Source organism: Actinomadura rugatobispora (assembly GCF_042656285.1).
Classification (GTDB): Bacteria; Actinomycetota; Actinomycetes; order Streptosporangiales; family Streptosporangiaceae; genus Spirillospora; species Spirillospora rugatobispora.
Genome location: NZ_JBHSON010000109.1, coordinates 1 through 21,319 on the forward strand (window position 1 = coordinate 1; position 21,319 = coordinate 21,319).

The window sequence follows — 21,319 nt, forward strand, 5'->3', positions numbered from 1 at the left end:
CCCCCTTTCCACCGGAGTGATGGTCTGGGGCCTCCCCGTCGCCTCTGGTCGAGCCCACTTGGCCAGGTCGCGTAGGGAACCGGCCTCCCGGGAACGGACCACGCACAGGATGCGTGTCGCCGCACCGGGGTCGAGTACGCCGGGGACCAGTGCGTCCAAGACCGTTCGGGGCGCGCGGCTGAGCAACTTATGCACAGTCCTGAGGAACGGTGCGCGCCCACCCAGCATCCGGTGTGCTCCTGGAGGCGGGCGGCGAGTCCCGCGTGGTCGGGGTGGCCGTGCGTGAGCACCACGCCCTCGACGTCGGCGAGGCCGGCGCCGAGGGCGTGGAGACCGTCCCGCAGGGAGGCGAGGCTGGTGTCGTCCCAGCCGGCGTCCACCAGGACGAACCGGCCTCCCGACTCGATCGCGTAGACGTTCACCGTCGGCGGCACGTTCCGCTCCACGACGACCGGCAGCCGCCACACGCCGGGCACCGGTTCCTGGAGCGCGCCGCGCTCCCGGTCTCCGGACGGCCGCACGGTGGCGCCGGTCATCGCCGTCCCGCCGGGGCGGTGCCGTTCAACGCGGCGGCCGGGCGTCGCCGGTCCGGCCGTCGCCGAACGACGTGTCGCGTTCGCTGAGCGCCTTGGTGAGGCCCTTCTCCTGCGCGGACGCCATGAACGCCTTGAAGCCGTCGTTGTGGACGGCCAGCGCCGACAGCTCGGTCCCGGCGCGCAGCGCGTCCCGCAGGCCCATGCGCTCCATCGCCCGGTGCACCGTGCGCTTGTTGGCCTGCAGGACGTCCGCCGGGATCTGCGCGACGCGCTGCGCCCGCTCCAGCACGTGTTCCTCCAGTTCGGCGGCCGGGTAGGCGCGGTTGGCGAAGCCGTGCTCCACCGCCTCGGCGCCGCTCATCGAGTCGCCCGTGAGCATGAACTCCATGGCCTTGCGCATGCCGAGCAGCCATGCCTGGTACTGCATGTCCGGCACGCCGAACCGCACCGCCGGGTAGCCGATCTTGGCGTCCTCGGCGACGTAGACCAGGTCGCATCCGGTGGCCAGCTCCGACCCTCCGGCCAGGCAGTGCCCGTGCACCTGGGCGATCACCGGCTTGTCCAGGTCCCAGATGCCGGTCCAGCGGTCGACCACGGTCCGCTGGAACGCGCCCTGCCCGCCGCCCTCGGTCGCGTACTCGCCGGGCTCGGGCGCCAGGTCGTAGCCCGCCGAGAACGAGGTTCCGGCGCCCCGGACGATCTGCACCCGGACCTCCGGGTCCCGGTCGCCCTCGCGCAGGGCGTCGATGACCTCCCGCTGCAGCGTGGCGTTCAGCGCGTTCCGCTTCTCCGGGCGATTAAGCGTGACGCGCCTGACGTAGGGCGCCGGGGTGTCGACCAGGACCAGCTTGTAACTCACCATCACTCCGATCCGTGCGGGCGGGGGAGAGCCCTCCCGCGGCCGGGACGCGCCGTGCGCGTGTGCCGCGAGAGGGCCAAGTGTGAAACGTGATTCTATCGGGGGCCGGCCGCGTGCTCCTCTTCGAGCCTGCGCTTCATGACCTTGCCCGTCTCGTTGTAGGGGAGCGCGTCGCGGAACTCCACGTGGGCGGGCACCTTGAACGCGGCCAGCGTCTGCGCCGCCCACTCCCGCACCCCCTCGGCCGTCAGCGCGCTCCCCTCCTCGCGGACGACGTACGCCTTCACCTCCCGGCCGAGGACCCTGTCCGGCACCCCGACCACGGCCGCCTCGACGATCTCGGGATGTTCGACGAGGCGGTACTCGATCTCGATCGGGTAGATGTTCTCCCCGCCCCGCAGGATCAGGTCGCGGATGCGGCTCTCCAGGTAGAGCAGGCCGTCCTCGATGCGCCCGTAGTCGCCGGTGCGGTACCACCGCTCCGCGTCGAGCACCCCGGCCGTCGCCTCCGGGTCGCGCCAGTAGCCCAGGAAGACCCCCGGCCCCTGGATGTGGATCTCGCCGACCTCGCCCTCGGGCAGCGGCCGCCCGTCCTCGCGCACCTGCACCCGCACGGTGGGCACCGCCGCGCCGACCGAGCCGGGGTGCTCCTCCAGCAGGGAGCCGGTGCACAGGGTGCCCGTGCCGAGGGTCTCGGTCATCCCGTAGCCGTTGCCCAGCTGGACCCCGGGCATCGTCTCCCGGACGTGCCGCATCAGCTCCGGCGGGAAGATCGCGCCGCCGCTGCCGACCATCGTGACCTGCGCCGTCCGGAAGGACGCGAAGTCCGGGTGGGCCAGCATCCGCCAGAAGTGGGTCGGGACGCCGCTCCACTGCGTGATCCCGTGCTCGTGCGTGAGCCGCAGCGCGCGCTCGGGATCCCACCGTCCCGGACCGGGGAAGACCAGCTTCAGCCCGGCCATCGGCGCGACCGCCATCGTGACCCCGGCCCCCGAGACGTGGAACAGCGGGCTGACGATCAGCGACGCCCGCTGCGCGCCGTCCGGGACCTGGCGGTAGCGGTGCCCGTCGAGCAGGGCGGTGGTCGCGCCGCCGAGCGCGCCGTGCTGGTTGAAGAAGACGAAGTTGCGGTGGGAGATGGTCGCGCCCTTGGGGCGGCCGGTGGTGCCGCTGGTGAACATGATCGCGGCGGGGTCGTCCTCGTCCACCGCGACGCCGGGCAGCGCGCCGGGAGGATCGGCCAGCCCGGTGGCGGCCGCGTGCAGCTCCTCCAGCGGCACGTGCGGCACCCCCGCCGTCCCGGACCACGGCGTGGCCGACGCCCGCTCCATCGGGGCGCCGGACCCGAGGACGAGCGCGGGCTCGGTCAGCGCCAGGCCGTGGTCCATCTCCGCAGGCGTCCACCAGCCGTTCAGCCCGACCAGGATCGCGCCGAGCGACACCGTCGCCCAGTACGCCAGGACGTACTCCAGCGTGTTGGGGGCGGCGACCGCGACCCGGTCGCCCTTGCCGATGCCGTGGCGGCCGGCGAGGACCTCGGCGTAGGCGGCCGCGAGCCGGTACGCCTCGGCGAAGGTGACGGTCCGCGGCTCCGGCCCGTCGAACACCAGGTAGGGCAGGTCGGGCGTGGTGGCGCGGGCGTGGGCGAGCTGCGCCGCCAGGTTCGGCGACCGCCGCGCGAACACCTCGACGGGCGTGCCGAGCACGTCCTCCGTGGTGCGCTCGAACGGGGCGCCCGGACCGCACAGCGCGGTCCGGGCGTCCTCGGGCAGCCGCCGGTCGCCGGGCCAGGTGAGCGTGACCGGGGCCGGGGCGCCGCGGTCGTCGGAATCGTGCAGGGCGGTGGTCACGGTGTCCTCCGGGGGTGGGGGAGAGTTCGGTGGACCTGCGGGCCCGGGACGGCGGCTCACCCGCGCGGCAGGCCGAGGATCCGCTCGGAGATCACGTTCAGCTGGATCTCCACCGTGCCGCCCCCGATGAGCTGCGGGGGGACCGAGAGATAGGCGTGCACGACCTCGTCGTCGGTGCCGTCCCGCGCCGCCGACGCGCCCGCCCACTCCAGCGCGGTGTCGGCGATCGCGGTGGTCTGCAGGGCCGCGGCGACCTTCAGCACGCTCGCCTCGGCTCCCGGCTTCAGGCCGGAGACGCTGCGCAGCGTGGACCGCAGCCCCATCGCCGACAGCGCCTGCGTGGTGGCCGTCAGCCTGCCGTACGAGCGCAGCACGCCGTCGTCGCCGGGCGCCCCCGCGGCCCGCGCCAGCTTGGGGACGTCCAGGGTGGTGACCCGCATCGCGCTGATGCTGACCCGCTCGTTGCCCAGGGTCGTGCGCGCGAGCGTCCAGCCTTGGCCGGGCTCCCCCACCAGCCGCGCGTCCGGGACGAACACCTCGTCGAGGAAGACCTCGTTGAACATGTAGCCGCCGTTGGCCTCGCGCAGCGGGCGCACGTCCACGCCCTCCGACGCCATGTCCACCAGGAAGTAGGACAGGCCCTTGTGCTTGGGCGCCTCGGGGTCCGTGCGCGCCAGGCAGATCCCCCAGTCCGCCTCGTGCGCGCTGGACGTCCAGACCTTCTGGCCGCTGATCCGCCAGCCGCCGTCCACCTTGACCGCGCGGGTCGTCAGCGAGGCCAGGTCCGAGCCCGCGCCCGGCTCGCTGAACAGCTGGCACCAGGTGAGCTCGTCCCGCAGCGTCGCGGGGACGAACGCCTCCACCTGCTCCGCGGTCCCGTAGGCGATGATCGTCGGCAGCGCCCATTCGCCGATCACCGTGCCCGGCTGCTCGATCCCCGCGCGCTCGTACTCCTGGGCGATGACGATCTGCTGGAGCGGGGTGGCCCGCAGCCCGTGGGGAGCCGGGTACTGCGGTGCCACCAGGCCGCTGCCGGCCAGGAACACGCGCCGCTCGCGGCCCTCCAGCGCGGCCGCCTCGCCCAGGATGCCCGCGATCCGGTCGCGGAACGCCCCGTCCTCGTCGGGGAGTTCGAGGTCGAACCGCCGCTCGGCGGTGAGCGCCGCCCTGCCGAGCCGCCGCTCCCAGACGGCCGAGGGGCCGAGCAGCGCCCCCAGCGAGATGCCTCGCCGCCAGGCGAGGTGCGCGTCGTGCTCCCAGGTGTAGCCGATGCCGCCGAGCAGCGTGATGGTCTCCAGGCCCAGCCGCCGCGCGGCCGGGACGCAGACCAGCGCCGCCGCGGCGGCCGCGAGCTCCAGCTGCCCGGACGGCCCGCCCAGCGCGCGCGCCGCGTCCCAGGCGGCGGCCTTCATCGTCTCCAGCTCGATGAACATGCGGGCGCACTTGTGCTTGATCGCCTGGAAGGAGCCGACCGGGCGGCCGAACTGCTCGCGCGTCCGGACGTAGTCCACCCCCGTCTCCAGGCACCAGGTCACCAGCCCGACGGCTTCGGCGGCGCCCAGGGCGGCGGTGACGAGCAGGGCGCGGTCCCGGTCCACGGCGGCGACCTGGTCGGCGGCGACCTCGTGGCCGTCCAGGGTGACGCGGCCCAGGCCACGGGTCAGATCGACGCCGGGGAGGGTCGCCACGTCGCCGGGCGAAAGCCGCTCGGCCTCGACGAGGAACCAGACCTCCCCGTCCCCGCCCTCGGCCGCCGCCGGCAGGAGGAACAGCCCGGCACCGGACGGCGACAGCAGAAGGCCGCTGGTGCCGGTGACGCGGTAGCCGTTGTTCGTGCGGCGCGCGGTCAGCGTGCCGGCGTCCAGCGCGACCGTGCCCCGGGCGCCCTCGGCGAAGCGCTTCACAACCGTCTCGGGCGCGCGGCCGTCCACGGCCCACGTCAGGATCGCGCTCGTGACCACGGTGGGGAGGACGCCGCCGGGGCACAGGCCCCGTGCCAGCTCCGCCACCACGACGGCCAGGTCCACGCCGCCGCCCCCGGCACCGCCCGCCTCCTCGGGAAGGTGCAGCGCCGTCAGCCCCTGGGACGCCAGGGCGTCCCAGCCGGCGGGCACCTCCCCGGCCCCGAACCGCTCCAGCCCGGCGCGCGTCTCTGCGCGCGGCGCGTGGCGGGCGGCGAAGCCGGCGACCGCGGTCGCGAGATCGTGCTGCTCTTCGGTGAGTCCCAGCGTCATGATCACTCCTACCGGTCGAGCTTGAGGACGCGGCGGGCGTTCTCGTGCAGGAACCTGGGCCACACGTGGTCGCGGAACGGCACCCGCGGCATCGCCTCGAAGATCCGCTCCAGGGACAGCCCCATCGGGAAGTAGCCGCCGTAAATGATCTTGTCCGCGCCGCGGGTGTTGGCGTAGTCCACGATCGCCCTGGGGTAGTACTTCGGCGAGAACGCGCTGGTGGAGTAGTGCAGGCCGGGCCACTTGAGCATCAGCTTCACGGCCAGGTCGGTCCACGGCTCGCAGCCGTGCCGGGTGACCATGACCAGCTCGGGGAAGTCGAACATCACCTCGTCGATCAGCTCGACCCGCTGCGGCGCCATCGGCAGCCGGGGGCCGGGCACCCCCGCGCAGATGAAGATCGGGATGTCCAGCTCCACGCACTTGGCGTAGAACGGGTACATCTTCTTGTCGTTGATCGCGACCTGCGGGAACGTCCCCGAGGGGAAGGCGCCGACCGCCCGGATCCCGAACTCCTCGTACTCCCGGACCATCTTCCGGACGCCGTCCATGCCGGTGTTGGGGTCGACGCTCCCCGAGGCGACGAACCGGTCCGGATACCGCTTCAGCGCGTCCCGGGAGACCTCGCCGTCCACCCCGATCAGGCCCCGCTCGATGCCGTGCCGGTCCATCCCGCCGAGCGTCACGCCGATCGGGTCGCCGGGCGGCAGGTCCTTGGGGACCTCCTTGAACATGTACTCCGCGGGGAACTCCATCTCCTCGCGGGAGGCGGTGTCCTTGGTCTGGGCGCGGATGAAGTCGTAACGGGACGTGCCCTCCTCGGGGAAGGCGATCATCGTGTCGATGACGGGGACGCCTGCGGGATACGCCATGAAGGCTCCTCTCCGGCTCTGCGCGGACGCGACGCGCGCGGGCCCGGCCCCTCCGCCGGACGACCCGCCAGCACGTGAAACCAGATTCTGAAACAGTGTTCTAACTATGTCAAGGGTCACACCGTCATCTGGAGCGGTGTTCGATCATGTCCCCGATCAGGATCAAGGTGTCTGCCTCCCCGCCCCGCCGCGTCCACCCGCGAGACAGGACAACCCCACTGAAACGTAATTTCAGTAGAACGGCGTTCGCGGCCGACGGCCGGTCAGGGTCAGGCACCCGCGTCAGGAGGCGGCGGCGCCGAGTGCGGCGGCGGCCAGGTACGCCCGCTCATGGGGCCGGGGATCTCCGGCGGAAGGGATCGCGGCCGCGCGGGGCGTCAGTCGTCGCGGCCGGTCAGGTGGGCGGCCAGGTGGGCGATGACCTCGCGGGCGTCGTCCTCGATCCCGTGGATGAACGTCGACTTGCGCCGCCGCAGCACGGGCAGGCCCAGTGCGTAGAGGCCGGGGGACGCGACCACGCCGCCCTCGTGAACCAGGCGGCCCTTCGCGTCGACCACCGGGACGTGCAGCCAGTCGTAGTCGGGGCGGTAGCCCGTCGCCCAGACGACGGTGCGGATCGCGCCGGAGCGCAGGTCCAGGCGCAGACGTGCCGTGGCGGGGACGGCGGTCGGCTCGAAGCGTTCGGGCGGGAACGCGGCGTCGTGGCCGGCGGCCTCGCCCCACTCGTCGAAGGTGCCCAGGAGGCGTTCCATCTTCAGGTCCGCCAGGGACGCCACGTTGCGCAGGCCGCCGGAGAACAGCGCCTCGCCGTCGCGGAGCGCCGCCCAGCGGCCCACCAGCTCGACGCCCGCTGAGGTGAGGGCGTTGAGGTCGAGCGTGGCCCGGTCGGGGGTGCCGACGAGCTGGGGGGAGGGCAGGCGGCGGGCGCGGGAGAGGTCGTCCATCTCGTCGTAGCGCTGGTCCCAGACGCCCGACGCCTCCATCCACCACAGGACGTCGCGGCCCCGGTACGTGCGCGGCAGGCGGACGTGCTCGCCCACCGCGAGGGTCACCGGCCTGCCGGAGCGGTGCAGTTCGGACGCGAGCTGGACGCCGGTCGCCGACGCGCCCACGACGAGGACGCCGCCGTCGGGCAGGTCGCCGGGAGCGCGGTAGTCGAACGAGGTCCGCTGCTCGACCGACGGCGGCAGCGCGTCCGCGAACGCGGGCACCACGGGACGGTTGCAGGCGCCGCTCGCGATGACGAGCGCCCGGCAGCGGATCGGGCCGTCGCTCGTCGTCACGTCGTACCCGTCGCCGGCCGCCGTCCGCCGGACCGACGTGACGTTCACGCCGGTCCGGACGGGGGCGGCCGCGGTCTTGGCGAAGCGCTCGACGAACTCGGCCGTCTCCCCGGCCGTCATGTAGCCGTCCGGGTCCGGGCCGTCGTAGGGGCGGCCCGGCAGGCGGCTCTGCCGGTTCGGGGTGAGCAGGCGGAGGGAGTCCCAGCGCTCGTGCCGCCAGGAGTTGGCGATCTCGCCGCGTTCGAGCACGACGTGGTCGATCGACCGGGCGCTGAGGAAGTGGCTCGCGGCGAGGCCGGCGTGCCCGGCGCCGACGACGACCGTGGTGACGTGCTCGATGGCGGGCTCCGTCAGGCGACGCCGACGGTGACGTTCGTCGGGTTGGTGAGGGCGTCGAACACGGCGGAGCGCTTCTGCGACTGGGCCACCAGCGCCTCGATCTCCTGCGGCGAGGCGTCGGCGTCGATGGTGAAGGTGACCTTGACGTCGTTGAAGCCGTTGCGGACGTCGCTGTCGGCGCCGAGGATCCCGCGGATGTCGTGGTCGCCCTCGACGACGGCCTCCACCGAGCGCAGCTGGATGCCGCGGTTCTGCGCGACCGACGCCACGCCCGCGGTCAGGCAGCTCGCCAGGCCGACGAGGAGGTACTCGATGGGGGTGATGCCGTTGTCCGCCGCGGCGAAGACCTCGGGGTGGTCGGCGTCGAAGACGGTCTCGGTCTTGTGGCTCTGCTCCTGGCCGAGGCCGAAGAAGTTCTGGATCCGCGTCGTGCTGTGGACGCCGTCCTTCCAGGCGGACGTCGCCCGCCAGGTGAAGCGGGCCGCCTCGGGCGTCTCCTTCAGCGCCTCGCGCGCCTCCAGCAGCGCCTGCACGTTCACTCCGTTGGAAACCGTGGTCATGGCGTGCGGTATCCCTTTCGTCTGAATTCCGGTAATCCCGACCCGATTGCTTGACAATACAACGGTGAGGGCGGGCAACATAACCCCATGTCCACGTCAGCTCACGCCCCGGCACCGGGATCGGCCGGCACCGTCGAGACGCGGTACCTCGACCTCCCCGACCCGGTGGAGCTCGACTGCGGGCGCACCCTCCATCCCGTGCGGGTGGCGTACGAGACCTACGGCACGCTCGCGCCGGAACGCGACAACGTCCTCCTGGTGTGCCACGCGCTGAGCGGGAACGCGCACGCGGCGGGCGTCGCCGCCACGCCGCCCCCGGAGGGGACCCGCGACGGGTTCGCGGCCCGGGACCGCGACGGCGCCGCGGGCCGCGGACTCGGCTGGTGGGACGGCATGATCGGCCCCGGCAAGGCGTTCGACACCGACCGCTACTTCGTCGTCGCCACGAACCTGCTCGGCGGCTGCGGCGGCACGACCGGGCCGTCCTCCACCGACCCCGCGACGGGCGAGCCGTACGGACCGGACTTCCCCGTGGTCACCGTCGCGGACATGGTGCGGACCGAGCGCGCCTTCCTGACCGCCCTGGGGATCGAGCGCCTGGCGGCGGTGGCGGGCGGCTCGCTCGGCGGGATGCGCGCGCTGGAGTGGGCGGTCCGCTACCCCGACCAGGTGGACGCCATCGTCGTCATCGCCAGCACGCACGCCCTCCACCCCCAGGGCGTCGCCTGGAACGCGATCGCGCGCGAGGCGATCCTGCGCGACCCGGACTGGCGGGGCGGGCGCTACTACGGCACGGGCCGCGCGCCCGACGCGGGCATGGGCGTCGCCCGGATGGTGGGGCACGTCACCTACCTGTCCGCGCCCGCGCTGGAGGGCAAGTTCGGGCGGCGGCTCCAGTTCGCCGACGACATCCGCCACACCATCACCGAGCCGGAGTTCGAGGTCGAGAACTACCTGCGGCACCAGGCGTCGTCGTTCGTCCGGCGCTTCGACGCCAACTCCTACCTGTACATCTCGCGCGCGCTCACCTACTTCGACCTCGCGCGCGAGCACGGCGGCGGCTCGCTGGCCCGGGCGCTGGACGGCGTCGCCGCGCGCACCCTGCTCATCGCGTTCAGCTCCGACTGGCTGTACCCGCCGGCGGCGTCCCGGGAGATCGCGGAGGCGCTGCGCGCCCTCGGCAAGCCCGTCGAGGAGCACGTGATCGACACGCGGTACGGGCATGACAGCTTCCTCCTGGAGGAAGCGCGGCAGACACCCATCATCCGCCGTTTCCTATCCTGAGGACCGGTGGACGACTTCGAGGGAAGAGAGCACGTGACCGACGGACCCTCCCGTGTCGAGGAAGCCCGCGCGTTCGGGTTCGAGACGCGGCAACTGCACGCCGGGCAGCGTCCCGACCCCAACACCGGCGCCCGCGCGGTGCCGATCTTCCAGACGACGAGCTACGTGTTCGAGGACCCGGAGTCGGCGGCGGCCTACTTCAACCTCCAGGAGTACGGGAACACCTACTCGCGCATCATGAACCCGACCGTCGCGGTGTTCGAGGAGCGCGTCGCGAACCTGGAGGGCGGCTGCGGCGCGGTCGCGTTCGCCAGCGGGATCGCCGCGCAGGCCGCGGCGCTGTTCACGCTGCTGGAGCCGGGCGATCACGTGGTCTCCTCCGCCGCGCTGTACGGCGGGACGGTGAACCAGCTCAAGCACCTGCTGCGCAAGATGAGCGTGGACCTGACCTGGGTCGACCCGGACGACCCGGACGCGTGGCGGCGCGCCGTCCGCCCGTCCACCAAGGCGTTCTTCGCGGAGACGATCGGCAACCCGGCGGGGAACGTCCTGGACATCGCGACCGTGGCGGCGATCGCCCACGAGCACGAGCTCCCGCTCGTGGTGGACAACACCTTCGCCACGCCCTACCTGTGCCGCCCGATCGAGTGGGGCGCGGACATCGTCGTCCACTCGGCCACCAAGTTCATCGGCGGGCACGGCACGAGCATCGGCGGGGTCGTCGTCGAGTCGGGCGGGTTCGACTGGTCCAACGGGCGGTTCCCGGTGGTCGCGGACCCCTCGCCCGCCTACCACGGGCTGCGCTTCCACGAGACGTTCGGGACCTACGGCTACCTGATGAAGCTCCGCTCCGAGACGCTGCGCGACCTGGGCGGCGCGCTGTCGCCGTTCAACGCCTTCCTCTTCCTCCAGGGCCTGGAGACGCTCTCGCTGCGGATGGAACGGCACGTCGAGAACGCGCGGGCCGTCGCCGAGTTCCTCGACGCGCACGAGCACGCCTCGAACGTGACCTATCCGGGCCTGCCGTCCAGCCCGTACCGGCCGCTCGCCGACAAGTACCTGCCGCGCGGCGCGGGCGCGGTGTTCTCCTTCGACTGCGCCGGGGGCCGGACCGGAGGCCAGGACCTGATCCGGGGGGTGACGCTCTGGTCCCATCTGGCGAACGTCGGCGACGCCAAGAGCCTCATCATCCACCCCGCCAGCACGACCCACCGCCAGCTCGGCGACGAGGAACTGCGGGCCGCCGGGGTGGGACCGGGCACGGTGCGCCTGTCCGTCGGCACCGAGTCCGTCCAGGACCTGATCTGGGACCTGGAACAGGCGCTCGCGAAAGTGGAGAAGACCGCATGACCGACCTCACGCCGTACCAGGAACCGGCCGCGATCCAGCAGGTGCTGAACACCGCCCGGACGGTCGCCGTCGTGGGCCTGTCCAGTAATCAGCTGCGCGCCAGCCACTTCGTCGGCTTCTACCTGCGGCGGCACGGCTACCGCGTGATCCCCGTGAACCCCCGCGAGACGGAGATCCTGGGCGAGACGTCCTACCCGAGCCTGCGGGAGGTGCCGGAGCCGGTCGACATCGTCAACGTCTTCCGCGCCCCCGACGCCCTGCCCGAGATAGCCCGCGACGCCGTCGCGATCGGCGCCCGCTCCCTGTGGTGCCAGTTCGGCGTCATCAACGAGGAGGGCGCCCGGATCGCCGCCGACGCCGGCCTGACCGTGATCGTGGACCGCTGCATCAAGATCGAGCACGCCCGCTACCAGGGCCGCATGCACTGGCTGGGCTTCAACACCAACCGCATAACCTCCCTCCGCACCGGCCTCCAGTAACTGCTGCGAAGCACGTCCGGCGATCGGACCCTGGTCGATGGTCCTCCGGCGAGGAGTCGAGGGCCTCTCCGGTGACCTTGATCCGCACAGCTGGATCGTGGTGGCGTTCATCGCCGACTCAAGGGCCTCACGGACCAGTCGCGTGTCCGATTCAGTGAGTACGGCTCGGTGGCGGTGAGGAACGTGCCCACCCCGTCGCCCGCTGCTCGCACTACCGCGCTCTCGTACGCAGAGAGGCGTGGTGGCGACGTGCTTCACATTCCGGGTATTTACTGCATCAACGTGGATGCGCTATTAAATTGATTATGTCTGATCGCGGCAGGCAATTATAACGTGATGTTCGGGTCGACCATCCGCTGTCCGATGAAATGGCGCAACCCTTTGAGGATCGATCAATATAGCTTTACGGACAGCCCTATTTCCTGGTGCTGGTGTATGTAAGTCGCCGGGACTTTGTGGCTATATTCGCTGGCATGAATGTTGTGCCTGAAAGCTCGCTCATGGCAGATCTGTTGGCCCTGTCGCGGTTTCGAAACTATCGCCGGGGTGATCTGATGATCCGCCAGGGCGATGTCGCGTCCAGCGTCGTCATGGTGCTGGAAGGGCACGTGAAGGTCTGGCGGGTGCTCGGCAGCGGGAAGTCGGATGTGCTGGCTTTTCGTGGACGGCATGACGTGATCGGACGCACCGCCGTGCTGTACGGCCGGCCCCGGTCCGCGTATGTCGAGGCGCTGGAGCGGTGCAGGGTGGCGCTGGTGCCCGGCGCCTCCTATCTCGCGCTGATGGAACGGCACGGATTCATGGGCCGTGTGTCAGAAGACATTCGTGAGCGGCTTGCCGAGACGATCGCCGTACGCGGCGGGAGTGACGTTTCGGCCCAGCTGGCCTTCGTGCTCACCAGAATTCTTGACCGTCAACGTGCCGGGGGTTTCTGTGATCCCGGGCCGGTAGCCCTCCATTCGACCCAAGAGGATCTAGGGTGCCATCTCGGAATAGGGCGGAACAGCGTGTCCAGTGGGCTCAGGCAACTGGAGAGCATGGGTGTTCGCAGGCGGCGCGGGAGGATTGAAATCCTCGACAACGAGAAGCTTCGGAAGCTCGCACGGACCGTTCAGGCGTGACAGTGGAGGTAGTGGTGAACCATCAGGAATGGTACCCGGTTCCCGGGTACAGGGGAATCGTTGCGGTCGATGCGGAGGGATTCAGCAAGCGTAGTGACGTTTCCCAGGAACACGCGACCGGATTCATCCTCGACGTCCTCGCAAGGTCGTTCGAGCGCGCGGGTGTCGGGGAGGTGTGGGAGCGCAGGGTATTCCCCTCTCATCGGGGCGACGGTTATGCCTTCGGTTTCGACCCGGCGATGATGCCCGGCGTCATCGCCTCCTGGCCGGCGACGCTCCAGCGGACCCTCATGGAGTGCGAACCGCAGTCCGGCGGCCCGCTGCGGCTGCGGGTCAGCCTCCACATAGGGCCGTTGCCGGTGGACGGCGGGCCCCATGACGGCAGCGGCACGGCGCGCAACGAGGCCCACCGCCTCCTGAACGCGGACGTGCTGAAGCTTCTCCTCGCCAAGGCGAGCCGTGAGGTGACCCGTGCGGTCGTCATCGTCTCCGACGACTGCTTCAAGGTCGCGGTTCGCAGCATGCGGTCACTGCACCCCGACCTCTTCTGCGAGGTCTCCGCGACCTTGGCCGACAAGCAGTTCGACCAGCGTGCCTGGATCCACGTCCCGGTTCCGTCGGGGAACCTGCTCGCCGCCGGAATCGCCGCGCTGCTGAACCCGGAGACCGGTCCGGACGGTGAAGCCGCTGAACGGCGAGCTCAGGGTGCTGCGCATGTCGTCCACCACACGGTCGGCAACCGCAACGACGGAGTGGTCGGCGGGAATCAGTCGATCAACTTCAACGGCTGACCGGGAGCCCAGCGGTGTGACCTGCCTCATACGAGATGTGCACTCCCGGAGCAGAACGCCGGCCGCCGTCGCCGGAAACTCGGGCGGGACGGGGGAACCGACGTCCAGGGCAGTGGAGAGGAGGTTCGCGGTCAGGTCCACGGCGGGCATCCCGCCTTCAGCGGAGGAGCCAGGAGATCTCGATGGCTGAGCGACCAGAGCCCGGTCAGGTTCTCTTTCTCAACCTGTTCAACGGAAATTTCAATGCGGGAATCATCGGCCAGAGCCAGGAGAAGAGGGTTGCCCTCGCCGGCGCCGGAAGCCCGCCCGGCCGACGGTCGTCGGCGTCCGCCGGGAGACTGCACCCGCAGGTCCTGGAGAGCGCGGCCAAGGCGTTCGTGCCGCCGGAGAACTTCGAACTGGCAGGTCGTGTGCTCGCGAAACGCCGAATCGTGTTCTTGGCGCACGGTCGGGGAACCGGGCGCAGAACGCTGGGCCTGAATCTGCTGCGTCGGCATGTCGGCGCCGGTGTCGTCCGCCACCTGGACGAGAGTCTGGACCTCGGGTGCTGGAACCCGGCTGCTGACGAGGCGGATGGCTTCCTGCTCGACGGGACGTTGGGCGCCCTGGTGCAGCGGCCAGCCGCCCTAGCGTCGCTGGCCGCCGACTTGCGCGACGCCGGAAAAGTACTGGTCGTGCTTCTTCCGGAGGATGACGAACTGGCCGTCCGCGTGGAGGAGGATACCGAGTTCTCGCCGATACGCTGCGTGCCTCCGCCGGGAGCGGACGTGCTGCTGGAGCACCTTGCGGTCGCCGTTCCGGATGAGTGCCGCCGACGCCGGATACTCGACGGCTTCTCGTGGGACTTCTTGGAGGGCCTGCTGCCGGTGGGTGCTGCGCCGGGTGCCGCTTTGGAGGCGCTCGATGCCCTGCGCACGGCCGCGCGGTTGGCCAGGACACCGGCGGAACGGCCCGCGTTCGTGCTGGCCGAACTGACGGTCGCGGCTCAGCGCGAGATCGGGGAACGACTCGCAGCGCCTCTCGACGACGCCCAACGGAGCTGCCTCATCGCTGCGGCGGTATTCGCGGGCAAGGAGCAGCACGTCGTCATGGAGCAGGCGGCCCGGCTGCACGCGCAGATCCGGCGGATCGGCCGCAGCGCGTCCGACGGCGGCACGGACACCGAGGTGGCCTTCTCCACTCTTCTCGCCCCCTTCGGCATCCGGACCGACCTTGTGTGGCGGCCGGGACGTCCCGCTCGGTCCATCGTGGTGTTCATGCGCCCTTTGTGGACGTTGGCGATCATGCGGCACGCGTGGCATCGGATGGGCATCGGCCGCGCGCTCGTCCGATGGCTAGGTGGAGTCGGGGCAGAGAACCACCTGGTGGAGAGGGCGGGGTGGGCGCTGGCCCAGTCAGTGTCGCCGAAGCCCGGCGTGGGCGGGCTGCGAGACGTGCGGGCTTGCGTGACCTCCGGCGGCCCGTCGGGGTACGTCGTCGCGGCGGCGGCGTTGCGGACACTGCTGGAGGATCCCGGTGCGGACCGGGAGACATTGGGCCTCCTATGCACCTGGGCCTACGCGGAACGCGTCGCCTACCGAATCACGGCGGCGACGGCCTGCGGCGGACGCACGGAGACCGCCTCCCTGCGTCCCGCGCTGACCGTCCTGCGCTACCTCGTGAAGGGGGCCGAGGAGAACCCGCACGGACGCGTCGACCGAGCGGTGGACGACGCGATGCTGGACCTGTTCCTGCGGGACGACGGCATCGAGGTTCTCCGAGAACTGGTGGCCTGGTCGGAGACGGAGGACGCCGAGGCGCAGTACGCGGTGCGCATCGTGCCTCGGTTCCTCCACGTGAATCCGCTGTGGTTCGAGTCCCAGATGGACGATCCCGAGGCGGCCCGCCTGATCACCACGCTGATCACGCGATCCATCCGTGCCCGGAACTGCGGTCGCCTCCGCGAGACGGTGGTCCGCTGGCGCCGTTCGGCCCAGCGCGACCCGTCCCGCGCGGCGAGCGTCGAGACCCTGCTCGTCGCGGTGGGCGAGGACCCCCATCCCCGCGTCCGTCGCTTTCTGGACGCGATCAATCGACACGACTGAGGAGGATCATGAGGTCATACGGCAGACGCAGCCCTCTCTTCGTCCAGCTCGACGCGCGGATCGTGCGGGAACACCCGGGGGTCCGGATCGATCTCGGAGACGGACACCGTCATCTGACGCCGGAGGAGGCATACACCGAAGTCCGTGGTGATGGCGTCGCGGCACCGCTGCGGGACGCCGTCTGGGCTGTGGCGATCGCCTCGGCGCTGCGGGAGCGGCCGGATCGCGACCTGGCCCGCTGTTTCGCGCTCTGGCTGGGGGAGTCGTGGATCCGGCGGACGACCACGTTCGTCACCGACCGCCTCCGTGTCGACCGCGCCGACGTCGAGGCGGAACTGGTCGCCGCCTTCCTTGAGGAACTGCCCCACAGCGACCCGGATCACTCCGGTTCGGGCGAGACCCTGCTGCGCAGGATGTCGCGCCGCGTGTGGCCGGAAGTCCGTCGCGGCCACAGGGAGGTGGCGGTGGCCGACCCTAGGGGACTCGCCGGGCCGGACAGCCCCGGCGACGTTCCCGGCGACGCCTGGGAACTGGAGATCAGTCCCCCGCCCTCCCCCACCGGGCTGCGGGCTCCCATCCGCATCACCCACCGCGAACAGGCCGAGGGGGAACGGCTGGGGCTGCTCGCCGGAGACATGGGGCTGGGCGAGGTCGTTCATCGGGCCCGGCGTCTCGGCGCGGGCCGTCCTGTCGGGCGGCTGTCACTGCGCCCGATCGGTTCCGCCCGGTGAGCGCCGACCCGCTGACCTTCGCCGAGGTGTTCGGCCTGCCGTTGGCCGTGAACCTGCAGACGGCGGCCCGTGCGTTCGGCGTCAGTATCCAGACCGCGTACCGGATGGTCCACGAGGACAGGTTCCCGTGCGAGGTCATCCGGGTGGGCCGTCGCTACCGGGTCCCCACGATCGCGCTCATGAACGCCCTCGGCATCGAACAGTTCCCGATCGACCTCGAGCACCTGGAGACAGGCGTCCAACTCGCCCTCGACACGGAGGAGACCCGGTGACCGTAATGGCCCCGCCCGCCCAGCCTGAATCGTCGAAGCAGCCGGAGCGACCGCTGACGGCTTTCGCCATGGGCCCGGCCGGTGACCGCCATGCCAGGCTCGGCACGCCCGAGCGGGAGGCCTACGAGAAGTACGTCAGGTTCTGCGAGCAGGTCGCGTTCGAGGCTTGCCAGAAGTACGCCATCAAGCTCGTACGTGCCGACGAACTGCCCGCGCTGGGCGAGTCCGCCAAGCAGATCAGCCGCTACCTGCAGGAGGCGGACATCGTCATCGCCGACCTCAGCGGCGGCAGCTGGACCGTCGTGCACGGGGTGGGGATGCGCCAGCTGACAGGCAAGCCGACGATCATGATCGGCGAGTACGAGCGGATCCCCGCGGACGTCGCGAACACCCAGATCATCAGGTACAAGCACTCGCCGGGAGGATTGATCCAGGCGCGGACGGAACTGGAGGTCGCGCTGGAGGCCGGGGTGCAGGAGAGACTGAAGGCCATTGCCGACGCCCCGGCTGGACGGGACGAAGAGACGCACGTGCCGTCGTCCGAGAACGACGAGGAGTCACCGGGCCTCTTCGAGACCATGGACTTTCTAGAAAGCGAGTTCATGGCCCTCGAGCAGGACGCCAGCGAGGTTGCGCTGGCTCTGGAGGAACTGGGCCGAGCGGGGGAAGGCGCCGCGCCGGACATCCCCCTCGAGAACGCCCGACCGGGTGCACTGGTGGCGGCGATCGGCAGGTTCGCGCGGGCGATCACCGAACCCGCCGAGGAACTGGACACGGTCAGCAGACGCCTCTCCGAGCGGATGCGGACCATCGACAGTGGGATCCGCGGCGTCCTCCATTTCATCGCGGAGCTTCCGGAGGAGGGCAGGCGGGAGCACGAGGAGTTCCTCCAGCAGATGGTCGAGATGGCCGACGGTCTGGAGGAGAGCATGGCGGGACTCAACGAGGTCAGGCAGATGGTGGACATGTCCAAGAAGCTGAGCCGGCAGCTCAGGAAGCCCGCCGGGAAGATCTCGGCGTCGCTGCGGCGCCTCAATCAGGTGGTCACCTGCGTCAACGAGTGGGCTGGAACCGCTCGCACCCTCCTGTAGGTCCGGCCTGGGACCCTGCTCTCGTGGGCCTGCGGCCGATCGCGGAGACGAAGGCGTGCGATGGTCGTGCGTCGGCGCGGGCCTACGGGAAGAAACGGGCAGAGCGCCCGAGTTGGTTGGAGGCCGACGGGCAGCCGACGGTTCGACTTGGCCTCATCCGGCGGGGGATGTTCTCGACGCTGTGGCAGATTCTCAAGGACGCCGGAGCCCTCGAAACGCCGAGCCGGAACGGTCCGGCAAACGATCGGAGGAGCCGGTTCGTCGAACTCGCAGCTCAAGGCTGGTACCTCTTCCACATCCGCGCGCCACGGCGAAGTCGGCCGGTGGGTGGGAAGTCGCTTATTCGAGGGAACGATCGAGCCGAGCGGTGAGTCAGAAATATCTGACGTGTTCCTTTACAGCCGGTTGTCGCCGACGGATGATGCGTCCTCTGCCTCTCGTACTTCGCGGAGAACGCATGACGACAATCGAGCGTACCGGTCACAGCAAGAACTGCGAGCGAGCCGAGAAGCCGCCGTGCGCCTGCGAGTGTGGGGGAGCCGAGCACGGCTGGCAGGGCGCACTCACCATCGCCGCCGCCTCGTCCGACCGTGACCTGCGGGAGCTTGAACAAAAGGCGGACAAAGCCTGGGACGCCGTACTGAAAAGGGCCGAGAGACCCGGCACTGGTCGAGGCAAGCCAGGGCCGCAGACCGCAGACGGGCAGCGAGCAGCGATCAAAGGGTTCGTCGCCGAGGTCGTCCGATGGCTGCGACGCGATCAGAACATTTACGGGGCGACCAAACAGTTCGGCGAACCGTTCCGTATCTCCCGCGACAAGGACCCGGACGACTCGCGCAGACGCCCCACGCCCGAGGAGCACGAACGGTTCGTCGAGGCCCATGTAATCCCGCGGCTGCGCCGGGAGCTTGGTGACCGGCGCCTCGATGCCTTCCAGGAAGAGGCGCGCAAAGCGCATTTCTGGTGCGAATTGCTTGCGCAGACCGCCCATGCCTTGGACGAGTTCCAGGACCGGTACATGCAGGCGAAGCAGGCAGTCATCGCGGTGCTGCTGAGCAGCGACGACGGGGAGAGGCCGGACGGCTGGGCCTCTCTCCTGCCGGAACATGTTGTCATCAGGCGGGCGGTGGAGTTGGTATTCGAGCACCTGCCGAGGGCCGCGACCGGCGGCATCACCGCCGACGACGCATTCCGCCTGATCTGGCCGGCTCGGGTCCTGGCTGTGCTGATGTGCCGGGAACCCCGACGCCATCCGGCTGTCCGCGAGTACTGCGTGAAGCCGATCGTCGAGTACGGGGCGGCGGAGATCCGGGAACAGGTCAAGGACCGCCTACGCCAAGCATTCCCGCTTGAATGGCCTGCACCGTCGGCAACCGACCCGGGCGTCCCGGGCGAGCGATTCTAGGAGGGAGTCGTAGCTTCAGGAGGGCGCTCACTTGGGTACCGGGTGCTGGTGGTGGTGTTCGCTGGCGTTCGGGGTGGGGCGGGTTTTTGCGCGGAAGGTGCGGCGGTAGGTGTCCGGGGGCACGCCGACCGTGCGGTTGAAGTGACGGCGCATGGTCGTGGCGGTGCCCATGCCGGTGGCCGCCGCGATGGCGTCGATGCCGTCGTCGGTGCTCTCCAGCAGTTCCTGGGCGCGGCGGATCCGCTGGGTCAGCAGCCACTGCAGCGGGGTGGTGCCGGTCGCCGCCCTGAAGTGGCGGCCGAGGTGGCGTGAGCTCAACCGGGCCTGACGGGCCAGATCCTCCACCGTCAGCGGCTGGTCGAGGCGTTCGAGGATCCAGGGGAACAGGGCGGCGAGCGGGTGCTCGTCCTGGGCGGGCACCGGGGTGGTGACGAACTGGGCCTGGCCGCCGGCCCGGTGCGGTGGTACGACCAGGCGGCGGGCGACCGCGTTGGCGATCGACGAGCCGTGGTCGAGCCGGACGAGGTGCAGGCACAGGTCCAGCGCGGCGGCCTTGCCGGCGGAGGTGAGCACGTCGCCGTTGTCCACGTAGAGCACGTCCGGGTCGACCTGCACCCGGGGATGGCGGGCGGCCAGAACCTCGGTGTGCGCCCAGTGCGTGGTCGCGCGCTTGTCGTCCAGGAGTCCGGCGGCCGCCAGCACGAACACGCCCGTGCAGAGGGAGACCATGCGCGCGCCCGCCTCGTGGGCCGCGCGCACCGCCTCGACCAGATCGGCGGGCGGGTCCTCGTCGACGTCCGCCCAGCCCGGGACGATCACGGTGTCGGCGTGCCGGAGCCGGTCGAGCCCGTGGTCGGGCTCCAGCCGGAACCGGCCGACCCGTACGGCGACCGGACCGCAGACGGAGAGGTCGTACCAGGGGACCGTCACGCCGGCCGGGGCGGCGGCGAAGACCTCGTACGCCAGGGACAGTTCGAAGTGCAGCATCCCGTCGGTGACGGCCAGCGCGACAGAGCCCATGTCCGGAATTGTACGAGTGATGGCGTTCCAGACACTCGTGGACGAGGCCCCGGCCCCGCCAGGATGTCGGCAGTGATCATGCGAGTACAGCGAGAGCCCATGGGATCGGGGCAGCGGGTGGCGGTGTTCGGCGCGTACGGGCACACCGGGCGGTTCGTCGTGGCAGAACTGCGGGAGCGCGGGTTCGTCCCGGTTCTCTCCGGGCGCGACGCCGACAAGGTGCGGGCGCTGGCGGCGTCCCATCCCGGACTCGAGGCCCGGCCCGCGCCGGTCGACGATCCGGCATCGCTCGACCGCGCGCTGGCCGGGACGGCAGTGGTGATCAACTGTGCCGGGCCCTTCGCCACGACGGCCGCCCCCGTGATCGAGGCGGCGCTGCGGGCCGGGATCGCGTATGTGGACGTGGCGGCCGAGATCGAGGCCAACGCCGACACGTTCGCGCACTTCGGCGACCGCGCCCGCGCCGCGGGAGCGGTGATCGTCCCCGCGATGGCCTTCTTCGGCGGCCTCGGCGACCTGCTGGCCACCGCCGCGATGGGCGACTGGACGGCGGCCGACGAGGCGCACATCGCGTACGGGCTGAGCGGCTGGCACCCCACGGACGGGACGCGCGCCTCGGGCGCGGTCTCCCGGCAGCGGCGGAACGGCGGACGCGTCCGCTACGCCAACGGGCGGCTGGAGTACCGCCATGACGACCCGCCCACCCTGAAGTGGGCCTTCCCCGACCCGATGGGCACCCGGGAAGTCATCGGGGAGTTCACGATGGCCGACGTCGTCACCGTTCCCAGCCACCTGTCCATTCCCGAGGTGCGCACCTATATGGCGATCGAAGCGGCCAGGGACCTGGCGTCCCCGGACACGCCGGCGCCGGCCGCGGCCGACGAGCGCGGCCGGTCCGCGCAGACCTTCCTCGTCGACGCGGTCGTGCGCTCCGGCGGCACCGAACGGCGCGCCACGGCGAGCGGCCGGGACATCTACGCCGTCACCGCGCCGCTCGTCGTGGAAGCGGTCGACCGCATCCTCACCGGACGGACCAGGACGGCCGGTGTCGCCTCCGCGGGCGAGATCTTCGACGCCCCCGGCTTCCTCCGCGCCCTCTCCCCGCACCTCGACGTCACCGGCCCGGAGTCCCTCCCGGCTCCGGGCCGGCGGTGACTC

General features: G+C 71.0%; 19 protein-coding genes. 11 read left to right on the forward strand and 8 right to left on the reverse strand.

What is annotated here, in order from left to right:
• From ACFPZN_RS47530 to ACFPZN_RS47560, 7 genes are all read right to left on the reverse strand, one after another.
• Positions 1–536: MBL fold metallo-hydrolase (locus tag ACFPZN_RS47530; protein WP_378290209.1), on the reverse strand; the 536-nt coding region annotated here is incomplete at its 3' end.
• Between the two features lie 25 nt (positions 537–561).
• Complete coding sequence (locus tag ACFPZN_RS47535; protein ID WP_378290211.1) at positions 562–1,398, reverse strand: enoyl-CoA hydratase-related protein; 837 nt, start codon at positions 1,396–1,398, stop codon at positions 562–564.
• 92 nt (positions 1,399–1,490) lie between these two features.
• On the reverse strand, positions 1,491–3,245 hold the full coding sequence (locus ACFPZN_RS47540) for a class I adenylate-forming enzyme family protein (protein WP_378290213.1): 1,755 nt from the start codon (positions 3,243–3,245) through the stop codon (positions 1,491–1,493).
• A 56-nt stretch (positions 3,246–3,301) separates the two neighbouring features.
• Positions 3,302–5,479 carry an acyl-CoA dehydrogenase gene (locus ACFPZN_RS47545; protein WP_378290215.1) on the reverse strand — a complete coding sequence of 726 codons (2,178 nt, stop codon included), beginning with the start codon at positions 5,477–5,479 and terminating at the stop codon, positions 3,302–3,304.
• An 8-nt stretch (positions 5,480–5,487) separates the two neighbouring features.
• Entirely contained in the window at positions 5,488–6,351 is an 864-nt protein-coding gene (locus ACFPZN_RS47550) for an amidohydrolase family protein (protein WP_378290217.1), read from the reverse strand.
• A 377-nt stretch (positions 6,352–6,728) separates the two neighbouring features.
• Positions 6,729–7,988, reverse strand: a complete 1,260-nt coding sequence (locus tag ACFPZN_RS47555) for a flavin-containing monooxygenase (protein WP_378290269.1) — start codon at positions 7,986–7,988, stop codon at positions 6,729–6,731.
• Positions 7,985–8,533 (reverse strand): OsmC family protein, encoded by a 549-nt coding sequence (locus tag ACFPZN_RS47560; RefSeq protein WP_378290219.1) that lies wholly within the window; start codon positions 8,531–8,533, stop codon positions 7,985–7,987. The genes ACFPZN_RS47555 and ACFPZN_RS47560 overlap by 4 nt, the downstream gene beginning before the upstream one ends.
• 87 nt (positions 8,534–8,620) lie before the next feature.
• Between ACFPZN_RS47560 and metX the strand changes: the two genes are divergently transcribed.
• The 10 genes from metX (at position 8,621) to ACFPZN_RS47610 (ending at position 19,141) form a co-directional block, all read left to right on the forward strand.
• On the forward strand, positions 8,621–9,817 hold the full coding sequence (gene metX / locus ACFPZN_RS47565) for a homoserine O-acetyltransferase MetX (protein ID WP_378290221.1): 1,197 nt from the start codon (positions 8,621–8,623) through the stop codon (positions 9,815–9,817).
• A gap of 33 nt (positions 9,818–9,850) precedes the next feature.
• Positions 9,851–11,167, forward strand: a complete 1,317-nt coding sequence (locus ACFPZN_RS47570) for an O-acetylhomoserine aminocarboxypropyltransferase/cysteine synthase family protein (protein ID WP_378290223.1) — start codon at positions 9,851–9,853, stop codon at positions 11,165–11,167.
• Positions 11,164–11,646, forward strand: a complete 483-nt coding sequence (locus ACFPZN_RS47575) for a CoA-binding protein (RefSeq protein WP_378290225.1) — start codon at positions 11,164–11,166, stop codon at positions 11,644–11,646. Before ACFPZN_RS47570 ends, ACFPZN_RS47575 begins: the two co-directional genes overlap by 4 nt.
• A 473-nt stretch (positions 11,647–12,119) precedes the next feature.
• Positions 12,120–12,767 (forward strand): Crp/Fnr family transcriptional regulator, encoded by a 648-nt coding sequence (locus ACFPZN_RS47580; RefSeq protein WP_378290227.1) that lies wholly within the window; start codon positions 12,120–12,122, stop codon positions 12,765–12,767.
• 14 nt (positions 12,768–12,781) lie between these two features.
• Positions 12,782–13,558, forward strand: a complete 777-nt coding sequence (locus ACFPZN_RS47585; protein WP_378290229.1) for a hypothetical protein — start codon at positions 12,782–12,784, stop codon at positions 13,556–13,558.
• Positions 13,559–13,740: 182 nt separating this feature from the next.
• Positions 13,741–15,642, forward strand: a complete 1,902-nt coding sequence (locus ACFPZN_RS47590) for a hypothetical protein (protein WP_378290231.1) — start codon at positions 13,741–13,743, stop codon at positions 15,640–15,642.
• A gap of 8 nt (positions 15,643–15,650) precedes the next feature.
• Positions 15,651–16,373, forward strand: a complete 723-nt coding sequence (locus ACFPZN_RS47595) for a DEAD/DEAH box helicase (RefSeq protein WP_378290233.1) — start codon at positions 15,651–15,653, stop codon at positions 16,371–16,373.
• Entirely contained in the window at positions 16,370–16,645 is a 276-nt protein-coding gene (locus ACFPZN_RS47600) for a helix-turn-helix domain-containing protein (protein WP_378290235.1), read from the forward strand. The genes ACFPZN_RS47595 and ACFPZN_RS47600 overlap by 4 nt, the downstream gene beginning before the upstream one ends.
• Positions 16,642–17,736, forward strand: coding sequence for a hypothetical protein (locus ACFPZN_RS47605; RefSeq protein WP_378290237.1), 1,095 nt, complete (start codon positions 16,642–16,644; stop codon positions 17,734–17,736). Before ACFPZN_RS47600 ends, ACFPZN_RS47605 begins: the two co-directional genes overlap by 4 nt.
• Before the next feature lie 457 nt (positions 17,737–18,193).
• Positions 18,194–19,141, forward strand: a complete 948-nt coding sequence (locus tag ACFPZN_RS47610; RefSeq protein WP_378290239.1) for a hypothetical protein — start codon at positions 18,194–18,196, stop codon at positions 19,139–19,141.
• Between the two features lie 27 nt (positions 19,142–19,168).
• On the opposite strand, the gene ACFPZN_RS47615 is transcribed toward ACFPZN_RS47610, so the two are convergent.
• Positions 19,169–20,161 (reverse strand): helix-turn-helix domain-containing protein, encoded by a 993-nt coding sequence (locus tag ACFPZN_RS47615; protein ID WP_378290241.1) that lies wholly within the window; start codon positions 20,159–20,161, stop codon positions 19,169–19,171.
• Between the two features lie 99 nt (positions 20,162–20,260).
• Between ACFPZN_RS47615 and ACFPZN_RS47620 the strand changes: the two genes are divergently transcribed.
• Positions 20,261–21,316 (forward strand): saccharopine dehydrogenase family protein, encoded by a 1,056-nt coding sequence (locus ACFPZN_RS47620; RefSeq protein WP_378290243.1) that lies wholly within the window; start codon positions 20,261–20,263, stop codon positions 21,314–21,316.
• Positions 21,317–21,319: the final 3 nt, after the last annotated feature.

Excerpts from the sequence above, each read along its gene's own strand:
- ACFPZN_RS47590 (WP_378290231.1), top strand. The coding sequence starts at position 13,741 with ATGGCTGAGCGACCAGAGCCCGGTCAGGTTCTCTTTCTCAACCTGTTC.
- ACFPZN_RS47545 (WP_378290215.1), bottom strand. The coding sequence starts at position 5,479 with ATGACGCTGGGACTCACCGAAGAGCAGCACGATCTCGCGACCGCGGTC.
- metX (WP_378290221.1), top strand. The coding sequence starts at position 8,621 with ATGTCCACGTCAGCTCACGCCCCGGCACCGGGATCGGCCGGCACCGTC.
- ACFPZN_RS47550 (WP_378290217.1), bottom strand. The coding sequence starts at position 6,351 with ATGGCGTATCCCGCAGGCGTCCCCGTCATCGACACGATGATCGCCTTC.
- ACFPZN_RS47560 (WP_378290219.1), bottom strand. The coding sequence starts at position 8,533 with ATGACCACGGTTTCCAACGGAGTGAACGTGCAGGCGCTGCTGGAGGCG.
- ACFPZN_RS47610 (WP_378290239.1), top strand. The coding sequence starts at position 18,194 with ATGACGACAATCGAGCGTACCGGTCACAGCAAGAACTGCGAGCGAGCC.
- ACFPZN_RS47595 (WP_378290233.1), top strand. The coding sequence starts at position 15,651 with ATGAGGTCATACGGCAGACGCAGCCCTCTCTTCGTCCAGCTCGACGCG.
- ACFPZN_RS47620 (WP_378290243.1), top strand. The coding sequence starts at position 20,261 with ATGGGATCGGGGCAGCGGGTGGCGGTGTTCGGCGCGTACGGGCACACC.
- ACFPZN_RS47575 (WP_378290225.1), top strand. The coding sequence starts at position 11,164 with ATGACCGACCTCACGCCGTACCAGGAACCGGCCGCGATCCAGCAGGTG.
- ACFPZN_RS47615 (WP_378290241.1), bottom strand. The coding sequence starts at position 20,161 with ATGGGCTCTGTCGCGCTGGCCGTCACCGACGGGATGCTGCACTTCGAA.
- ACFPZN_RS47580 (WP_378290227.1), top strand. The coding sequence starts at position 12,120 with ATGAATGTTGTGCCTGAAAGCTCGCTCATGGCAGATCTGTTGGCCCTG.
- ACFPZN_RS47535 (WP_378290211.1), bottom strand. The coding sequence starts at position 1,398 with ATGGTGAGTTACAAGCTGGTCCTGGTCGACACCCCGGCGCCCTACGTC.